Here is a 15706-nt window from a genome sequence, read left to right on the forward strand (position 1 = left end):
TTGTCGCAGAACTTGCATTTTGTCACATGAAACTCTATGTTCCATTATACGGAACGCAAATCAGGTGTCAACCTTCACCATCGACGCTCGGAGACTCATCCATGTCCCAGAATTCCCAGGAAGTTCAACTCTACTCCGCCGTCGTCAGCGATGCTCTGGATGCTCTGGGCTGCCGGAATCAATGCGTGTTGCCGGGACTTTCTCCCATCACCGTTCCGCGACTCCTCATCGGGCGGTGCCGCACGACTTTGTGGGGCGACCTGTTCCACACCGACCCGGAGCCGTACGCAAAGGAGTTGATCGCGGTGGATTCACTCACCGCGGGGGATGTGATGATCGCGGCCGCTCACGGTTCCATGCGGTCAGGAATCTGGGGCGAACTGCTCACCACAGCTGCCCGCAATCGCGGGTGCGTGGGAGTTGTCGTCGATGGAGCTGTCCGTGACGTCGCGAAGATGCGGAGTTACGACTTCCCGGTTTACGCCCGTGGTGTCTGTCCGCTCGACAGTCAGCATCGCCAGCGTGTCTGCGACTACGACGTCCCGGTCCAGATTCTGGGAGTGACGATTCACCCGGGAGATCTGGTCGTCGCCGATGAAGACGGGATCGTCTTCGTTCCCTCAAAGCTGGAAGAAGAAGTTCTGGAGTACGCTCGAAAGAAAGTGGGCGAAGAGAACAAAGTCCGTGATGCCATCCGGGCGGGAATGCTGGCGACGGAAGCGTACCAGAAGTTCGGCGTTCTCTAGCCCCTGACTCAGGGGAGTGTGGCCGCGATTGAAGGGGATTTCTCTCTCAAGCTGTATTGATCACCGCCGGAACGCCTCACTTTCTTAAGAACCGTTCTCGAGTCCGATCATTCCACTTGCCGCCAGAGCACGAAGCGTGCTCCGAGAATCGCGCGCTGCAGCTTCAGAACTCTCCGGGCACGTTCCCGTCGCTGCGGTTTGCCAGATTCTGCAACGTCTGCATGTTGACGTTCTGGCTGATGAAGTGGACGGAGGCGTCGACGAAGGTGAAGTGACATCCACCCACATGGAAGCTGCTGAAGGCCCGTCCCTGCAGGCATTGTTTGGCAGCCGGAGTGGCACTGCCGGTGTTAATGGTTCCCCGCATGTTCGCTTCATTTTCCGTGAATGCCGTGTCCGCTTCGTTGCCATCACCATTCCAGGAGTTGATGGGAACATCAGTCACAGCTGCCAATGTTCCGGGAACAGTATTGGGGTCTCCCCGCAGCGTGGATGCCCACCCGAATCGAGCTGCCCCGGCGGGACTGGGAGCCTTTGGACCAAGCTGATACTTCGTTTCCCCGACGATCAGAGTGTTGCTGCTGCCGTCGGTCACATCCCGGATGGCGACCTTGGAATTTCTGAAGAGAACACCGGTCTCCCAGAACGCACGGCCAATTGAAGTGGCGTGCGACCAGGCTGCAACTCCGCTTCCCATCACGCCAAAATAGTTCGTCCGCAGCAGGTCATTGGGTGCATTGAACGACGGGCAATGATACGCGGACACCGGTGTCAGCGAGGCATCGTGATTTTTTCCACTGGTCGGCGTTTCGTTGTAAGCCCCTTTAAACCGATCGGAAAAATCGAACTGAGAGTAGAGATTCGCCTGATCGAGGTACGGAAGGATGAGGACTGTCCAGGGAGCCCGGCGGGGAGCATTGTTGGTCCCCGAGAAATCCTGATTATAAGTCTGCACTCCGTAGCCGGCCCCGATCGGGAAAGTGGCGTGCGCGTCATGATAGTTCTGAAGCGCCAGGCCGATCTGCTTCATCGCGTTCTTGCACTGCGTCCGCCGGGCCGCCTCCCGCGCCTGCTGAACCGCGGGCAACAGTAATGCCAGTAGAACCGCAACGATCGCGATGACCACGAGAAGTTCGATTAACGTGAATCCACTCCGAGAGCGATTCATGATGCACTCCTGCAAATGAAGAAACGACTTCAGCGAAGAACGTAGTACAACTATTCAATCTCTGCGGGCTGGACTGATGTCAGGTCGATGACCGCAGGCTCAAGCCCCTGCGACGTCACTTCGACCTCGAGTCCCGAGGATTCCGGTTTGGAGAATTTGCGTGGGGTAATCCACTTGTATCTCAGGGGCATCTGTTGAATCTGATCAGCATTCGCCCCCGCGGGCGGTGTCCCGACCATTTCTTTCTTGATCACAGCCACGCGGTATTTTCCGACACGCAGACCGTCGCCATTCGAGTAGGTCTCCGGGCTGAACTCTCCAGCTTCGTCAGTGAACGCCGATGAAGGACGCTGAAATTTCTCTTTGGGATCCGTGAGTACGGGCTGCAATGCGACCTGCGCCCCGCTGAGGGGTTTCCCGTCCAGGGTGACTTTCCCAGACACCTTGACCAGGGACGGACGATCCGAACCACATCCACACAAGCAAATCGAAGCAAGCAAAATCAGACTGATGTACCGCATACGAGAGACCATTGTGAGTCGGAGACGATTGCGATGAAAACAGCGAAGAGGAAAGAGACCAGGGCCTTTTTCGAATTGGTGTTCAGTATTCCGCAGGCGATAAGATGGACTTCATTTGTAAACACGCCTGAATCGCCTGCAGACGGTAGAGCAAACTGCTCTAGAACTCGCCGATGACGTTTTTGTCGTTGATGTTGAACAGGTTCTGCCAGAGATAATTGGCGTTCACACTATTCACTCCGACGACAGGATTCGACTGGACGTTTTCGCTGACAAATCGCACGGATCCATCACAAAGCAGAACGTGGGCCCCTCCCACATGCGCGCTCGCGACCGTGTTGCGTGTTCCGATGGACGTGTCTGTCTCCTGGAAGCAGTTCTGTGCCTGCTGCCACGTCCCAGCGAACGGCGTGTTGATTTTGGTCGCCGCCGAGACGCTGTTGATCCGCAAGAATCCTCCATTGGAGTCCGCACAGGCAATTTGTGCGATCCAGTTGTTGCCGATCGCGAGAAATGGGGCCTCCATCAAGGCCTTTTCCCCCATCAGGATCGTGTTTGAAGTGCCGTCCTTGATGTCAGTCAATGATGCGGCTGCCGCCCCGGCATAACCACCGGTCGGGGCGACGTCCGGAATCGCGAACAGAAAATTGTTGGCCCCGTACATCATCGTCCCGAGATTCGCCTGAAACTTGTTGACGGCCCCCCCAGTCGCGCTCGGACACAGCAGAACTGGAAGCCGTGTCGTCAACAGTTTCTCGACCGAGCCAGCAGCAGCTGTGGTGTAATCATTGGTGTTCGAGAGATTTGCGTTCGGCACCAGGTTGGTACTTCCCACACCGATCGCGTTGTAGAGAGTCGACTGCTCGAGGAACGGGAAGATCATCCCCTGATATCCCCAGGACCGCAGCACATACTGATTTCCGGTCGCACCCTGCCCGCCAGCCACGCACGAGGGAGGCAGCCGGTTATGCTGCTCGTGATAATTGTGAAACGCCAGCCCGATCTGCTTGAGATTGTTTTTACACTGCGATCGACGAGCCGCTTCGCGAGCCTGCTGGACTGCCGGGAGCAACAACGCCACCAGCACTGCAATAATCGCAATCACCACCAGCAACTCGATCAGCGTGAACCCGCGAACGCGAAGTGATTTCATCAGTCGTTCCTAGACCAGTTTGGTCTATCATGTGCAGGCGATTCAGGGTTTTCACCGCATGAAAGTCCATATTATCGCCTGCGGACCGTAATAGATTATTTGCAAAACCGCTCTAGTGAGAGCACATCCAACAGGGAGAAACGGGATCCGACAAAAATCAGAATCAAACAATTTCCACACAATGTCGTTATGTCCAAGACGGATCAACATTGGTTTTCTCGACAATTTTTCCGGAATCTCCAGGGATAACGCCGAATCCGGCCTGACGAACTGAACACAGGTTGCAGCAGTGCAGCTTGTTACGACCATCTCCCCATGCCGAGCTTGACCTCGTTCACTGGATCAGCAGACATCCGCCCATCGCCGTTGGGGGCTCATTCCCCGCTTCTTGAACACCGCGCATCGCGGAGATCATTTTGCGGGATTGGATGAGAGGCTGAAATCAAATTCGTTCCCACCAGTAGGTTTGACGGTGGCAGACAACTCGGAATCCAACTTTCCGTAGCGATCGGGAATGAGATCAACCGTTTCAACTTCCGAAGGAGGATCGTAGATTGTGACACGGCATTCACCGGGAACGACTCCCCGACTCGATCCCGATGTTTTTAAGCCAACAATCTCTCCATCGACGATTTGGCCGCTCGCTGCGGGTCCGGGCTCCAGGGGGCTGAATGTAATCAAGGCAAATTTGACCGGCTTCCCGTCCAGCGTCACCTTTCCACTCACTGTGACAGTCGAGGGCAAGCTCCGGTGCGGGCCTGTTCCGCAACTACTGGCAAGGAGGAGATGGCAGATCATCAAAAATTCAGCATAGCGCATCAGCAGCAAACCTCTCCCCCATGAAGCTGGTTTCAACACCCAAGGACACTTTTGTCACGGCAAACGTTCAAAAGGCCTGGGCGACCTCACCACCGCTACGAGTTCCGATGAACTGGTAGGTCGCACGATCGATGTTGTCTGAAATGAAGACGACGGATCCGTCGGCCATGCCATGCTGCGCTCCCCCAACATGCTGGCTTCGGGCATGAATGACGGCATTGTCCGTCCCCTCCCCGTTACATGGAGTCCAGATTTCAGAGACGCATCTGCTCAAGCGATCCCCGACAGAAGTGTTCGGGGGGTTGAGTGTGCTGAACAAGACGGTTCCACGCTTGGCGAAGTAATACGCCCCCCGCAGATCCGGCTCTGCAGGAACACTCTCCCGCACCTGCAGACACTCTCCCAACAGGATGGTATTGCTGGTTCCATCCGTAACATCTCGAATTCGTGTTCGTGACAAACCATAGAACATTCCATCTCTCGCGAGCATGTTTACATCGGCGATGTCGGCTTCATTTTCCCGGGTCGCCGTGTTGTCACTCACGGCAGCTGATGGTGTGAAGACTTTGGATCCTGCACATACCAGATAGTTTCCAGAGAACCCAAGCTCCCTGGCCAAAGCAGTACTGTAAGTTTTTGGACGAGGTGAGTTGGGGTCCGACGGACAGACGAACGTCCCGACGATTCTTGTTCGCCCATTGTAGTTATACGAAGGAACGTTAGTGCTCATTTGAATAGCGAACTGGTTATAAAGATTGACCTGATCCACCATGGGAAGCACAAACTGGAACCAGCAAGGTGCATTCGTTTCATAGTTCGATCCCGAAGTGGGATTGATTTTCCCGCTCACACCCGGAGGGAATGTGTTGTGGACATCGTGATAGTTCTGAAGTGCCAGCCCGATCTGCTTGAGATTGTTTTTGCACTGCGATCGACGGGCCGCTTCCCGGGCCTGCTGAACCGCCGGGAGCAGCAATGACACCAGCACCGCAATAATCGCAATCACCACCAGCAACTCGATCAGCGTGAACCCGCGAACGCGAAGTGATTTCATCAGTCGTTCCTAAAAAAGAACCGTTCCAACAGGAAAATGGAGACCAGGCAAAGATCAGAATCGGACAATCTCAATGCAATGTTGATATGCCCAAGACGGATCAACATTGGTTTTCTCGACATTTTTTTTCAAAACTCCGCCAATTTCTCCGTTTCCCGCTTCCTGACAGGAATCAAGTGAGGGCGAAACGGACTCAAAAAGAGCTCCAAAGCAGACCGGGCCAAACACTTCGACAATACGCACCGATTCGACAACCAGCACCAGTCCTGCAAAAAATTGTCGAGAACATCAGCAGTCATACGTCCTTTTATTGACGTCCCTGGGAGAACTTCAATCCGATGCTCAGCAGAGAAGAAGCGACGGCAATACTCCTTGAAGAGCGACTTTCGCTCACGGCATATGTCATCACCATCGTCCGCAGCTTTCATCTGGCTGAAGACATCTATCAGGATATCTGTGTGAAATCGCTGCTGCGGGAGGAACTGTTCGAAGCAAGGCCGCAGCTGATGAAGTGGGCGAGAGTCGCCTGCAGGAACCGGGCGATCGACGTGATCCGGTCCCGGGATGGACGGTATGAAGGAATTTCGGAGGAAGCTCTGGACGCGTTACTCGCCGTCTGGGCAGAAGAGGATGAAGGCGAAAACCGCGAAACACGTGATGCGTTGGCCCTCTGTCTGGGCGAACTCACCTCGAACAACCGGAGGATCCTCCAATTGAGGTACTTTGAAGGCCGTTCCGGAATCGATGTCGCGCAGCTCCTGGGGAGAAAGCCTGCCACCGTTTACCAGGCGCTGGCTCGAATTCACAGCTTGCTGGAACGGTGCATCCAGATGCGGATGGAACTGGCCAGCGGGAGAACATCATGAATCCGTCTGATGACAACCAGCACGATGTCTCCATTCCGGATCCTGCTTTCCTGGAACTGGTCGTCCGTTATCAGGATGGCACTCTGAATCCGGCAGAAGTGGAACAGCTGGCCGAGTTGCTTTGCCGTGATCCTGAACGGCAAAGGATGTTCCGGCGGATTCAGATCCGGACAGCTGCCATTCACGACCTGTTAAGAATGGACGCGTTTGGTCAGGTGAACACGCTGCTGAATGAGGGTGATCAACCAGACTCACGGGCCCCGATGGCAACGAGCCAGGAATCGCATACACGTTCCGCCCGAAGCGTTTGGTCCATTCGAAGAAGATTGTTATGGACAGGAGCGGCGGCCCTGTCGCTCATCGCAGGAGTATCGCTCCTGCCCTGGGTCGGCCCGGATCATCCACCCGCTACGCCCCCAAAGATTGCCACCGTCAGCAATGAGGATGTCATTCTCGTTGATGAAGATCGCGCGAAGTTCTTCGGACAGCAGTTGCTGCTTGCCGGAGATGTGGTCACACCTCTTCAGGATTACCTGCTGCAGAGCGGGCTGGTCAGGCTGAAGTTCCCGTCCGGTGCCGAAACAATTGTCGAGGCTCCAGCGATCTTTCGCGTGGCGTCGAAGGATCAATTGATCCTCAACTCCGGGGCCTGTTCTGTCCATGCTCCTCCGGGTGCGGAAGGCTTTGAAGTCATCACTCCTGTCACCAAGGTCATCGATCGCGGAACACGATTCTTTGTGCGAGTGCAGGAAAATAATGAAACGGAAGTTCACGTCATCGAAGGGGCAGCGGATCTGCTTTCCAACGCCCGCTCGGCAGGGGGAACGCAGGTCTTCCAGCAGCCTGTCCCTTCAGAACTGGAAACATCCGCCGAGCCTGTCCGCCTGACTCACGGAGAGGCGATGCGCATGGGCGGTTTTGCTGACAAAGACGGGAAGCGGACCAAATTCAGGTCTGAAGGATATCGGGCGCAGCTTCCGGACCGGCTCGTGAAGTACGAAGCATCATCAACATCACAAGAGACGGCGGATGAGCTGCAATCCATCACGGTCCAGCGGAATGGTCACCTCTGCCATTACCCGGTGACAGACTTGATCCCGATCTCTGTGACATGGTTCCAGGGAGATCCCAAACCGGAGCAGAATGGATATCTCTGCGGGTTCTTTGAAAAGCCGACGCGTCCCGAAGATTGGCTGGAGGACCGCAGATTGACGACCGGTTTGATCAACTTCGGCGGACAGCCATTGCCCCTGAATCACACGCCTGTCATCAGCTCGGAGTCGAACACCGAGGGGACTCCCGGCCTGGGAATTCGCTTCTCAACGCCGGTGGTCAATCACCCCGGGCCCGATGTCGTTTTGCTGGAGATTCAACCGTTTTCAAGTCGTCCGGAAGGAGATTCCTTCCACGTTTATCCCATGTCAGACCGCCCCGGCCTGAAACCTCACACGGTCGTGAAATACGACGTGACAATGGAATCGCCTGCGGTCCGCAGGGTGGCTCCTCTCTGGTCGCATCGGTACCCGGAGGCCATGCAGTCGCTGGAACAGCTGGCCAGCATCGATGCACCGCTGAAACTGGAAGTCAGTTCAATGCACTTCTTTGTAGTGGGGGTGGGGATTGACCTATCCAGCCTTGGGTACGCAGAGGGCGAGGAAGTTCAGGAGCTGTTCTTCCAGCACGCGAGCGATGAGAAGGGAGCAAAAGTGGACCCGGTCTTCATCGCTGGCCTTCCTCCTCTGATTCCCGAGGAATAAGCCGCTGCCAGTTCCTTCCGTTTCTTCACACAGCCGTGCGGACTCTTTCGCAGAGCTGTGTCCCGCCCAGATTGCGCATCGACAGATGCAAGAGTTCCGACTGTCCGGAGAAGATGATGACGCTGATCCTGCAACGTTCCTGGTTTCTGCCCTGCCTCTGCATCCTTGCGCTTTCACCTGCCATCGCAGCAGCGGACGAATTCAAACCGGTCGCTTACTGGGGCTTCGGCCAGGAGGAATCCACTCCGCTGGAACCGCACGGCGGCGTTCATCGAGATATCCCCGGCCCGCGGCCCGTCACTTACCCGGACTTTCCTGAAGACAACACCGCCGTTCGGCTGGACGGCAAGGGAGCCCGATTCACCTTCGCCGACCCCGGAGTCGGGAGCCCGTTTGACTTCACAAATCAGGATGAGATCACCATCGAAGCCTGGGTCAGAATCGGGGAGATCGGTGAAGGAGACAATGCCTATGTGATCGGCAAGGGACGCACCGGAAATCTCAGCTCCGAATCGAAATATCAGAACTGGTCTCTGCGCGTGACCAGGCTGGAGGGCAGAATCCGGACGAGCTTTCTGTTTTCTTCCCAGCCGGCCCCAGACGGTGGAGACAAACAGCCGGCCCAGTGGCACCGCTGGACGTCACATCAGGGATTCAAGAACGGCACGGACTGGCATCACATCGCCATCGCGTATCGTTTTGGGGAACCCGACAGCATGGTCAGTGTGATCGACGGTAAAGAGGTGACCGGGGAATGGGACGCGGACGGCGCGACGCAGAACCCTCCGACCGTCGACAATGGAGCCATCTGGATCGGATCGGCATTAGCAGGGAGTCCCCCCAACAGCTTCCGCGGGGACCTGGATGAAATTGCGATCTATCGTCACAAACTTCCCGTCGCGCTGCTGAAGGAGCGTTATCGCGGTCCGGAACTCCCCTTGAGCACCGGAAGCGCACCGCAGGTGATGCCTCAGCTGGGTGAACTCGCAGGCGACTCCGTGCAGATCACCCTGCACGAAGGAATGCCCGTCCATTTCCGCTGGCTGGCTGACGACGAAACTCTCCCTGATGAAACCATGCGGTTTCAGACTGACACATTCCTTCTCGACCGTCTGCCGGTGCGGTACGACAATTGGGGAATTCGTGAATCGTGGAAAGCCCCGGTTCTGGTCCGAATGGCTGCGGACGTCGAACTTCCGGCCGGGAAACATCGGTTCCTGATGCGGGTGCGTGGTCTGAGTCGTCTGTGGATCGATGGAAATCAGGTCGCGCAGACAGGTCCCATGAAGGCCGGGCAGGATGGCTTTGAAGCGATGACTCCCCCTGCCCCTCCACCGAAGCCGGGACTGAGAATTGCCGAGCACCGTCAGAAGGAAGTCTCCGCAGACTGCGACCTGGATGACCGCGGCAAACATCGGGTCGTCCTCGAAATGCTGGTCGGCGGTCGGGATCTCCGCGCGGATCCCGGTGAGACTTGTGTAGCCATCGAAACACCCGACGGCACCTCCTTCGTCCTGCTTCAACCCGGAAGCGAGATGCCGCATCCTCTCAACGATTCAACCGTCAAGCAGTTGCTGGCAGAGCAGAACCGGCAGTTGCAGATGTTGGATGATCAAAATCGCAGGTCAGCCTCTCAGAACATGGCCCCCTTCTGGGACAAACGACACGACTTCGCACGGGAGTTTCTCAAGCAGTCCTCTCCCGTGCCGGTCCCTGCAAGCCAGCCGAATATCAATCCGATCGACGCATTTCTGGACGAAAAGATTCAGAAGGCATTGACCGCATCGTCTCAGACTCCATTGGAAGAGGCGCAGCGGTTTCATCGAGATGTTCTTCCAATCCTGCGGGAGAACTGCTTTCGATGCCATGGAGACAAGGCACAGGGGGGCCTCAGGCTCAACACTCTCGAGGCTGCGAAAGCCGGCGGCGATTCCGGCCTGCCGGCGATTCATCCCGGAGACGCCGACAAAAGCGAGATCCTGCATCGCATCCGTTCCGAATCGACTGAAGAACGAATGCCGCCCGGACCCACCGGTCTGAGTCCTCAACAGGTCAAAACTCTCGAAGACTGGATCACAGCGGGCGCGAAATGGCCAGCCCTGCCGTTAACGCCGTCGGATGTCGCACTTCCTCCACTCACGCGTGATGACGCCTTCCTGCGGCGGATTTATCTCGACACCGTGGGCGTCATTCCGACAGAAACAGAAGTCCGCGAGTTCCTTCAGGATTCATCGCCCGACAAACGAGTAAGAGTCATTGACCGCCTGCTCAAGGATGATCGCTGGGCCGATCACTGGACCAGCTACTGGATGGATGTTCTTGCGGAGAATCCGACTCTCATTAACGCGAGTCTCAATACCACCGGACCATTCCGCTGGTTCATCTACGACTCGCTGCGGGATAACAAATCCATGGATCGGTTTGCCACCGAGCTGATCCTGATGCGGGGCAGCACTCATGAAGGGGGAAGCGCCGGGTTCGGCATCGCATCCAACAACGACGCCCCGTTCGCCGCCAAAGGACAGATACTCGCCACCGCCTTTCTGGCGATCGAGCTGCAGTGTGCGCGCTGTCACGATTCGCCCTATCACAGCACGAAGCAGCAGGATCTATACGCACTCGCTGCCATGCTTGAACGAAAGCCGGTGACCGTTCCCAAGACCAGTCGGGTCCCTGCCGGGTTTTTCGAAAACAAGTTACGGGAGTCACTCATTCGCGTGACATTGAAGCCGGGGGTCCCGGTCTCGCCGGAGTGGCCGTTCGCCGAATTGACTGGATGTTCCGATCAGGAGACCATCGCGCAGCTGATGCAGAATCCGGAAGACCTTCGGGAGAAGCTCGCCGTTCTGATCACCGCTCCAGCAAACCATCGATTCGCGGAGGTGATGGTCAATCGTGTCTGGCGTCGACTGATCGGCACGGGGATTGTCGAACCGCCCAGCGACTGGGAAGGAAAATCTCCCAGCCACCCGGAACTGCTCAAGTGGCTCGCCCGTGAATTCGTAGAACATGACTACGACCTCAAACACATCACCCGCCTGATCCTGACGTCTCAGCTTTATGCGAGGGAAGCAATCCGGCGGTCCCTGCCCGTGAATCCCGATGAGCAGTTTTTCATCGCGCCGGATCGGAGACGTATGACGGCAGAACAGGTCGTTGATTCCCTGTGCGTCGCAGTCGGTCAACCGATGGACGTGGAAGAGATGACGTTCGCACCGGAAGCGGGTCGGCCCTCCAGCCAACGGCTCTCCCTGGGAACGCCCAACCGGGCCTGGATGTTTTCCAGCCTGGGGAACGAACGTGACCGGCCAAGCTTAAGTCTTCCACGCGCCCGGGCTGTCGCCGACATCCTGGAAGCTTTCGGGTGGGACGGCGCCCGGCAAAGTCCCCGTACCGATCGAGAACTCGCCATCAACCTGCTCCAACCCGGCATATTGCAGAACAGCGATGCCATCGTCCTGTTCACGCGGGCCTCACATGGAAGCGGCCTCGCCGACGCTGGCGTGAATGCCCAATCCCCGGAACAACTGGTCGAAAGCATCTATCTCAAGGTCCTGGGGAGATTCCCGACACGGGAAGAACGCGAGTTGCTCGTTCCCCAACTCGCGGGCGGATTCGAAAATCGCCTCGTCCCTGCTTCAGAATGGGATCCCATTCCGGAGCTGCCGCATCTGCCCGTGGTCACCTGGTCGAATCACGTGCAGCCCGAGGCCAACTCGATCGCTGTGGAGATGGAACGCCGGGCAAGAGCAGGCACTCCCCCCGACCCTCGACTTCGTCCGGAGTGGAGAGAGGCTTACGAAGATCTGGTCTGGGGAGTCGTCAATCTCAGCGAATTCGTCTGGATCCCATAACCCTCCTGTTGAGACCTCATCCCGACTTAGAGCGGTTTTGCAAATCATCTATTACGTTCCGCAGGCGATCATATGGACTTTCATGCGGTGAAAATCCTGAATCGCCTGCACATGATAGACCAAACTGGTCTAGCCCCCCATGAATTCAACTTGTGACAGTCAGTGCTTCGGAGATCGTCATGCATCGTCGTCAATTTCTCAGTGCCTCAGCTGCTGCCGTTGCGGGCTCATCACTTCTGCTCCCACGCCCGGCAAGCGCCAGCCCCCTGATCAAGGGACAGGCTGAACATGTCATCTCCATCTGGCTGGGTGGCGGCATGGCAGCCATGGATACCTTTGACCCGAAGCGGCAAGGTGATCCTGCACAAAAAATCCCGGGCGCCTACTACAGCGACATCGAAACAGCCGTTCCCGGCGTCCGATTGTGCGAACACCTGAAGGCGATGGCTCCCCTGATGGACCGCGTGACAGCAGTCCGCACAGTGCATCATGACATCATTGATGAACACGCTGCAGCGACGAACTTCATGCATACCGGTCGCCAGATCAGCGGGACTGTGGTCTACCCCTCACTGGGATCGATCGTGGCCCATGAACGTGGAGCCGCCGGCGAGAATGCCCTTCCGTATGTGCTCATCGGGTATCCGAATGTCACTCGTGGTCCCGGCTTCCTCGGAGCCCGCTACAACTATCTCTACCTGACCGACACCAGCCGGGGGCCCGCCGGACTCTCCCGTCCCTCATCGGTCTCCTCCCGGCAACACGAACGACGCCAGTCCATCCTCTCTTCACTCAGACAGCTTCAGGACCCGCGTCAGGCCCAGTCGCTTCAGGACTACGAAGAAGCCATTGATCTCAGCCTGAAGCTCAGCGGACCAGCATTCAATCGAAGCTTCAATCTCGATGAAGAACCAGGGGATCTGCGGAACCGGTACGGCGGTGAATTCGGTCAGCGCTGTCTGCTGGCGAGACGACTAGTCGAACGGGGAGTCCGCTTCATCGAAGTCTCTCACAACATGAACTTTCTCAACGGCACAGGCTGGGACACACACAATTCGGGAATCCTGCAGCAGCATGCCCTGATCGAAGAGCTCGACATGGCCGTCAGTTCGCTGATGATTGATCTCGAGCAGAAACGGCTCCTCGACAAAACGCTCATCGTCATCACCACAGAGTTCGGCCGCCCGCCGGAGTTCGATGGAGGAGGGGGACGCGGGCACCAGGGGAGTGCCTTCACGTGCGTCCTCGCGGGGGGAGGACTGAACCATCAGGGGGCTTACGGCGAGACAGACGAACTCGCGAAGAAGATTGTCGACAGGCCGGTGAGTGTCCCTGATTTCTTTGCGACCATTCACGCGGCGCTGGGAATTGACTACTCCAAGTATCTGTACGATGGAGACCGTCCCGTCCCGGTGACGGACGGCGGGCAACCGATCGCTCCCCTCTTCAGCTGATGATGAACGCTTGCAAATTCCGAAGTCGTGAAATGAGTCCGCCCGAAGTGAGGTTCTCCGGGCGGACGATAACACCAGCTTCAGCATCTACTTCGCTGCGGTCGGTGCAACATGCAATGAATACACCTGAGCATTCTTGAGCATCAAACGGAGTTTGACCGGCTGTCCAGCTGTCGCCGGAAGTTCCGCTTGATTCTTCCACGCGACCGGAGCGTTCAGATGGTCGCCCTTGAGTGGATTGGAATCGGCCAGCGTGAACCCCTTGATCGGCTCTCCCTTGTCGTTCAGAAGTTCTGCACGGATCTCTCCCCCCGCCTGAACATGTGCATTCAGCTGCAGCTGTTTCCCATCCGGCAGGAGTGCACGCGTGACAATCTCGCCCGCCTCCTCACCCGCCTGCAAGGACGCGAATCCGTCGGCACGCAAGGTCGCCAGTCCAATGTCCCAGGTGTGTCCCGCCACGTGCGCGTGAGGAGACCCCGAGTAGAGCAGCAGCACCCGGTCCGGCAGGAGTGTCAGGGACGAGGCCGGCCGAATCTGTCGGTGATCAAACTGGTCAGCATCCCCCAGGGGAAGGAACGCTTCACCGGGAAACGGTCGTTCCCAGTTCTCGCCGTCGCGGCTGACCACCAGCTCCGGCCAGGTCACCGCCGAATGCGACTGCATATTCCCAGACTCCGGAACACTCGGAAACACCCAGACCAGTCCGATGTACTGCTCTCCAATCTGAGTGACAGAGAGCCCGTAGAATTCCCACTTGCGGGCTGCATCGAAGTGTGTCGGGATATAGATCGTACGAGGCTCGCTCCAGTGGATGAAATCCGGGCTTTCTGTGATGGCGACGGACCGGCCGACGTTGCAGCGAATGCGGACGTACGCCCGATAGACATTCTTCTTCGCATCCCAGATCACGCAGTTGCCGGTATCCGAGTTGAACCCGGGGATCACGGGATTGCCGGCTGCGGGCGTCCACTGAACTCCATCGGGCGAGAACGCAACGTCAATTCCTTTTGGACCGGTCTTGGCATTTTCATTCGCCGGATCGACAGGTGCAGCTGTCAGGAACAGTTTGTAGCGACGGTTTGCATCGGGATCATGAGGGTCAAACAGCACGCACGGACCATGTGACCAGTACCGTCCCGGCCAGACAATGTTCGAAGGCTTCCCTTCCCAGGGAAAAACATCCAGTTCAGGGCGAGACCACGTCATCCCCTCGTCGCTTGAGTAGGCCACAGCCAGTTTGGCGTCATACGGTCGCTTCGTCGCCGAGTAATACAATTCGATCCGGTCCTTCGCCGGATTCCAGATGGCACTCCCATAAAGTTCACAGCGAGCGTCTTCCCAGGGCATCTCCCGTTTCAGGACCGGGTTACTGGCGAGCTTCTCAGGGTGCCCCTGCACCCGGGTCACGTTGGAGCGACTCTCAATCAGAAAGTCGTCAATGAACATCTGCGGCTCTGCCCCGACGGCAACCGCAGGCTTCTTCACGTTCTCCGTAGACTGCGTGCGGCCAGAATTTTCAACCTTCAAGTTCACGTTCCGCCACTGGGCATCAGCGATCCCCGGCGTGGCTGGGTGTCCGAAGAGGATGCTGGAGTTCGCTGGTCGAACAGATGTCTGAAACCGGGCCAGTTCCAGTGAAGCAAGTTCTTTTCCTACTTCCAGCGAAAGAATGAGACGGTCATCTGCCGGTCCCGGCGCTCCACGCTGAATCTGCAGTTTGAAATCCTGCAGCTGATCCAATGGAATGGAAATGCGTTCGAGGATCCCTTCATCGACGGGCCGATTCGGATCGATCAGCAGCACTTCGTCACGTTGATGGTCCTTGCCATCACTCAGAAAACCGAGCGCGATCATGCGGCTGGCGGCCAGCACATCCTGATATCCTTCCCCGTGCCCTCCGGTTCGAAACGGTCCCAGCGAGAATGACTCAGAAGGAATCAGCAGCTCGATCGCCGTCGCAGTGCGACTCCCTTCCGATCGGGCGACGCGAATTCCGAACGTCAGCGTGAGGTCCGTCTCGCTGTCGATGGACAGAATGCCCGAGGGAAGCGAAAAGAATCGCCCGTCGCCAGCTGCGTCGGTATCCGTGGTCCGCAGAAGTCCATTGAGAAGTTCCGCGGTTCCTGTTGTGGACGAGGCATATTCCAGACCGCTCACTTCCGAGGGAATCTTCCCGGAAGAGGCCGAGTAATTCCGTTCGACTGCGACCTCGGAGTCAGCTGCGAAGACCGTCGCTGGAATCAGAAATGCCGCCAGCTTCAGCGGCAGACCAAACTTCAATCGGAGTGAGCGCATGAAAGTCTTTCGAATG

The 15706-nt window shown here is 57.2% G+C and carries 10 protein-coding genes; 5 read left to right on the plus strand and 5 right to left on the minus strand.

What is annotated here, in order from left to right; translation table 11 throughout:
* The first annotated feature begins 101 nt into the window (after positions 1 to 101).
* A complete protein-coding gene (locus tag SH661x_RS16555) occupies positions 102 to 746 on the plus strand; it encodes an RraA family protein (protein ID WP_437223676.1) in 645 nt (214 codons plus the stop codon).
* Positions 747 to 909: 163 nt separating this feature from the next.
* Here SH661x_RS16555 and SH661x_RS16560 read toward each other — a convergent pair whose 3' ends face one another.
* The 4 genes from SH661x_RS16560 to SH661x_RS16575 form a co-directional block, all read right to left on the minus strand.
* The gene (locus SH661x_RS16560) at positions 910 to 1914 is read right to left on the minus strand and encodes a DUF1559 domain-containing protein (protein ID WP_437223679.1); all 1005 of its coding nucleotides are present in this window, start codon (positions 1912 to 1914) and stop codon (positions 910 to 912) included.
* Positions 1915 to 1964: 50 nt separating this feature from the next.
* Positions 1965 to 2357, minus strand: coding sequence for a hypothetical protein (locus SH661x_RS16565; RefSeq protein ID WP_437223681.1), 393 nt, complete (start codon positions 2355 to 2357; stop codon positions 1965 to 1967).
* A 238-nt stretch (positions 2358 to 2595) separates the two neighbouring features.
* A complete protein-coding gene (locus tag SH661x_RS16570; protein WP_437223684.1) occupies positions 2596 to 3588 on the minus strand; it encodes a DUF1559 family PulG-like putative transporter in 993 nt (330 codons plus the stop codon).
* A gap of 886 nt (positions 3589 to 4474) precedes the next feature.
* Positions 4475 to 5461: a DUF1559 family PulG-like putative transporter gene (locus SH661x_RS16575; protein WP_437223687.1), complete on the minus strand. Its 987-nt coding sequence runs from the start codon at positions 5459 to 5461 to the stop codon at positions 4475 to 4477.
* 338 nt (positions 5462 to 5799) lie between these two features.
* Between SH661x_RS16575 and SH661x_RS16580 the strand changes: the two genes are divergently transcribed.
* The 4 genes from SH661x_RS16580 (at position 5800) to SH661x_RS16595 (ending at position 13392) form a co-directional block, all read left to right on the plus strand.
* Positions 5800 to 6327 carry a sigma-70 family RNA polymerase sigma factor gene (locus SH661x_RS16580; RefSeq protein ID WP_437223690.1) on the plus strand — a complete coding sequence of 176 codons (528 nt, stop codon included), beginning with the start codon at positions 5800 to 5802 and terminating at the stop codon, positions 6325 to 6327.
* Complete coding sequence (locus SH661x_RS16585) at positions 6324 to 8084, plus strand: FecR domain-containing protein (RefSeq protein ID WP_437223692.1); 1761 nt, start codon at positions 6324 to 6326, stop codon at positions 8082 to 8084. Before SH661x_RS16580 ends, SH661x_RS16585 begins: the two co-directional genes overlap by 4 nt.
* A 113-nt stretch (positions 8085 to 8197) precedes the next feature.
* Positions 8198 to 11938: a DUF1553 domain-containing protein gene (locus SH661x_RS16590; protein ID WP_437223694.1), complete on the plus strand. Its 3741-nt coding sequence runs from the start codon at positions 8198 to 8200 to the stop codon at positions 11936 to 11938.
* 179 nt (positions 11939 to 12117) lie between these two features.
* On the plus strand, positions 12118 to 13392 hold the full coding sequence (locus SH661x_RS16595; protein WP_437223697.1) for a DUF1501 domain-containing protein: 1275 nt from the start codon (positions 12118 to 12120) through the stop codon (positions 13390 to 13392).
* An 87-nt stretch (positions 13393 to 13479) separates the two neighbouring features.
* Here the strand turns inward: SH661x_RS16595 and SH661x_RS16600 are convergent, their stop codons facing one another.
* Positions 13480 to 15690: a hypothetical protein gene (locus SH661x_RS16600; RefSeq protein ID WP_437223699.1), complete on the minus strand. Its 2211-nt coding sequence runs from the start codon at positions 15688 to 15690 to the stop codon at positions 13480 to 13482.
* Positions 15691 to 15706: the final 16 nt, after the last annotated feature.

The sequence above is a fragment of the Planctomicrobium stercoris genome, assembly GCF_051465655.1.
GTDB lineage: Bacteria > Planctomycetota > Planctomycetia > Planctomycetales > Planctomycetaceae > Planctomicrobium.

Bases quoted from the DNA above. Each gene is read 5' to 3' on its own strand.
- SH661x_RS16555 (WP_437223676.1), top strand. From the start codon at position 102: ATGTCCCAGAATTCCCAGGAAGTTCAACTCTACTCCGCCGTCGTCAGC.
- SH661x_RS16560 (WP_437223679.1), bottom strand. From the start codon at position 1,914: ATGAATCGCTCTCGGAGTGGATTCACGTTAATCGAACTTCTCGTGGTC.
- SH661x_RS16570 (WP_437223684.1), bottom strand. From the start codon at position 3,588: ATGAAATCACTTCGCGTTCGCGGGTTCACGCTGATCGAGTTGCTGGTG.
- SH661x_RS16575 (WP_437223687.1), bottom strand. From the start codon at position 5,461: ATGAAATCACTTCGCGTTCGCGGGTTCACGCTGATCGAGTTGCTGGTG.
- SH661x_RS16580 (WP_437223690.1), top strand. From the start codon at position 5,800: ATGCTCAGCAGAGAAGAAGCGACGGCAATACTCCTTGAAGAGCGACTT.
- SH661x_RS16585 (WP_437223692.1), top strand. From the start codon at position 6,324: ATGAATCCGTCTGATGACAACCAGCACGATGTCTCCATTCCGGATCCT.
- SH661x_RS16590 (WP_437223694.1), top strand. From the start codon at position 8,198: ATGATGACGCTGATCCTGCAACGTTCCTGGTTTCTGCCCTGCCTCTGC.
- SH661x_RS16595 (WP_437223697.1), top strand. From the start codon at position 12,118: ATGCATCGTCGTCAATTTCTCAGTGCCTCAGCTGCTGCCGTTGCGGGC.
- SH661x_RS16600 (WP_437223699.1), bottom strand. From the start codon at position 15,690: ATGCGCTCACTCCGATTGAAGTTTGGTCTGCCGCTGAAGCTGGCGGCA.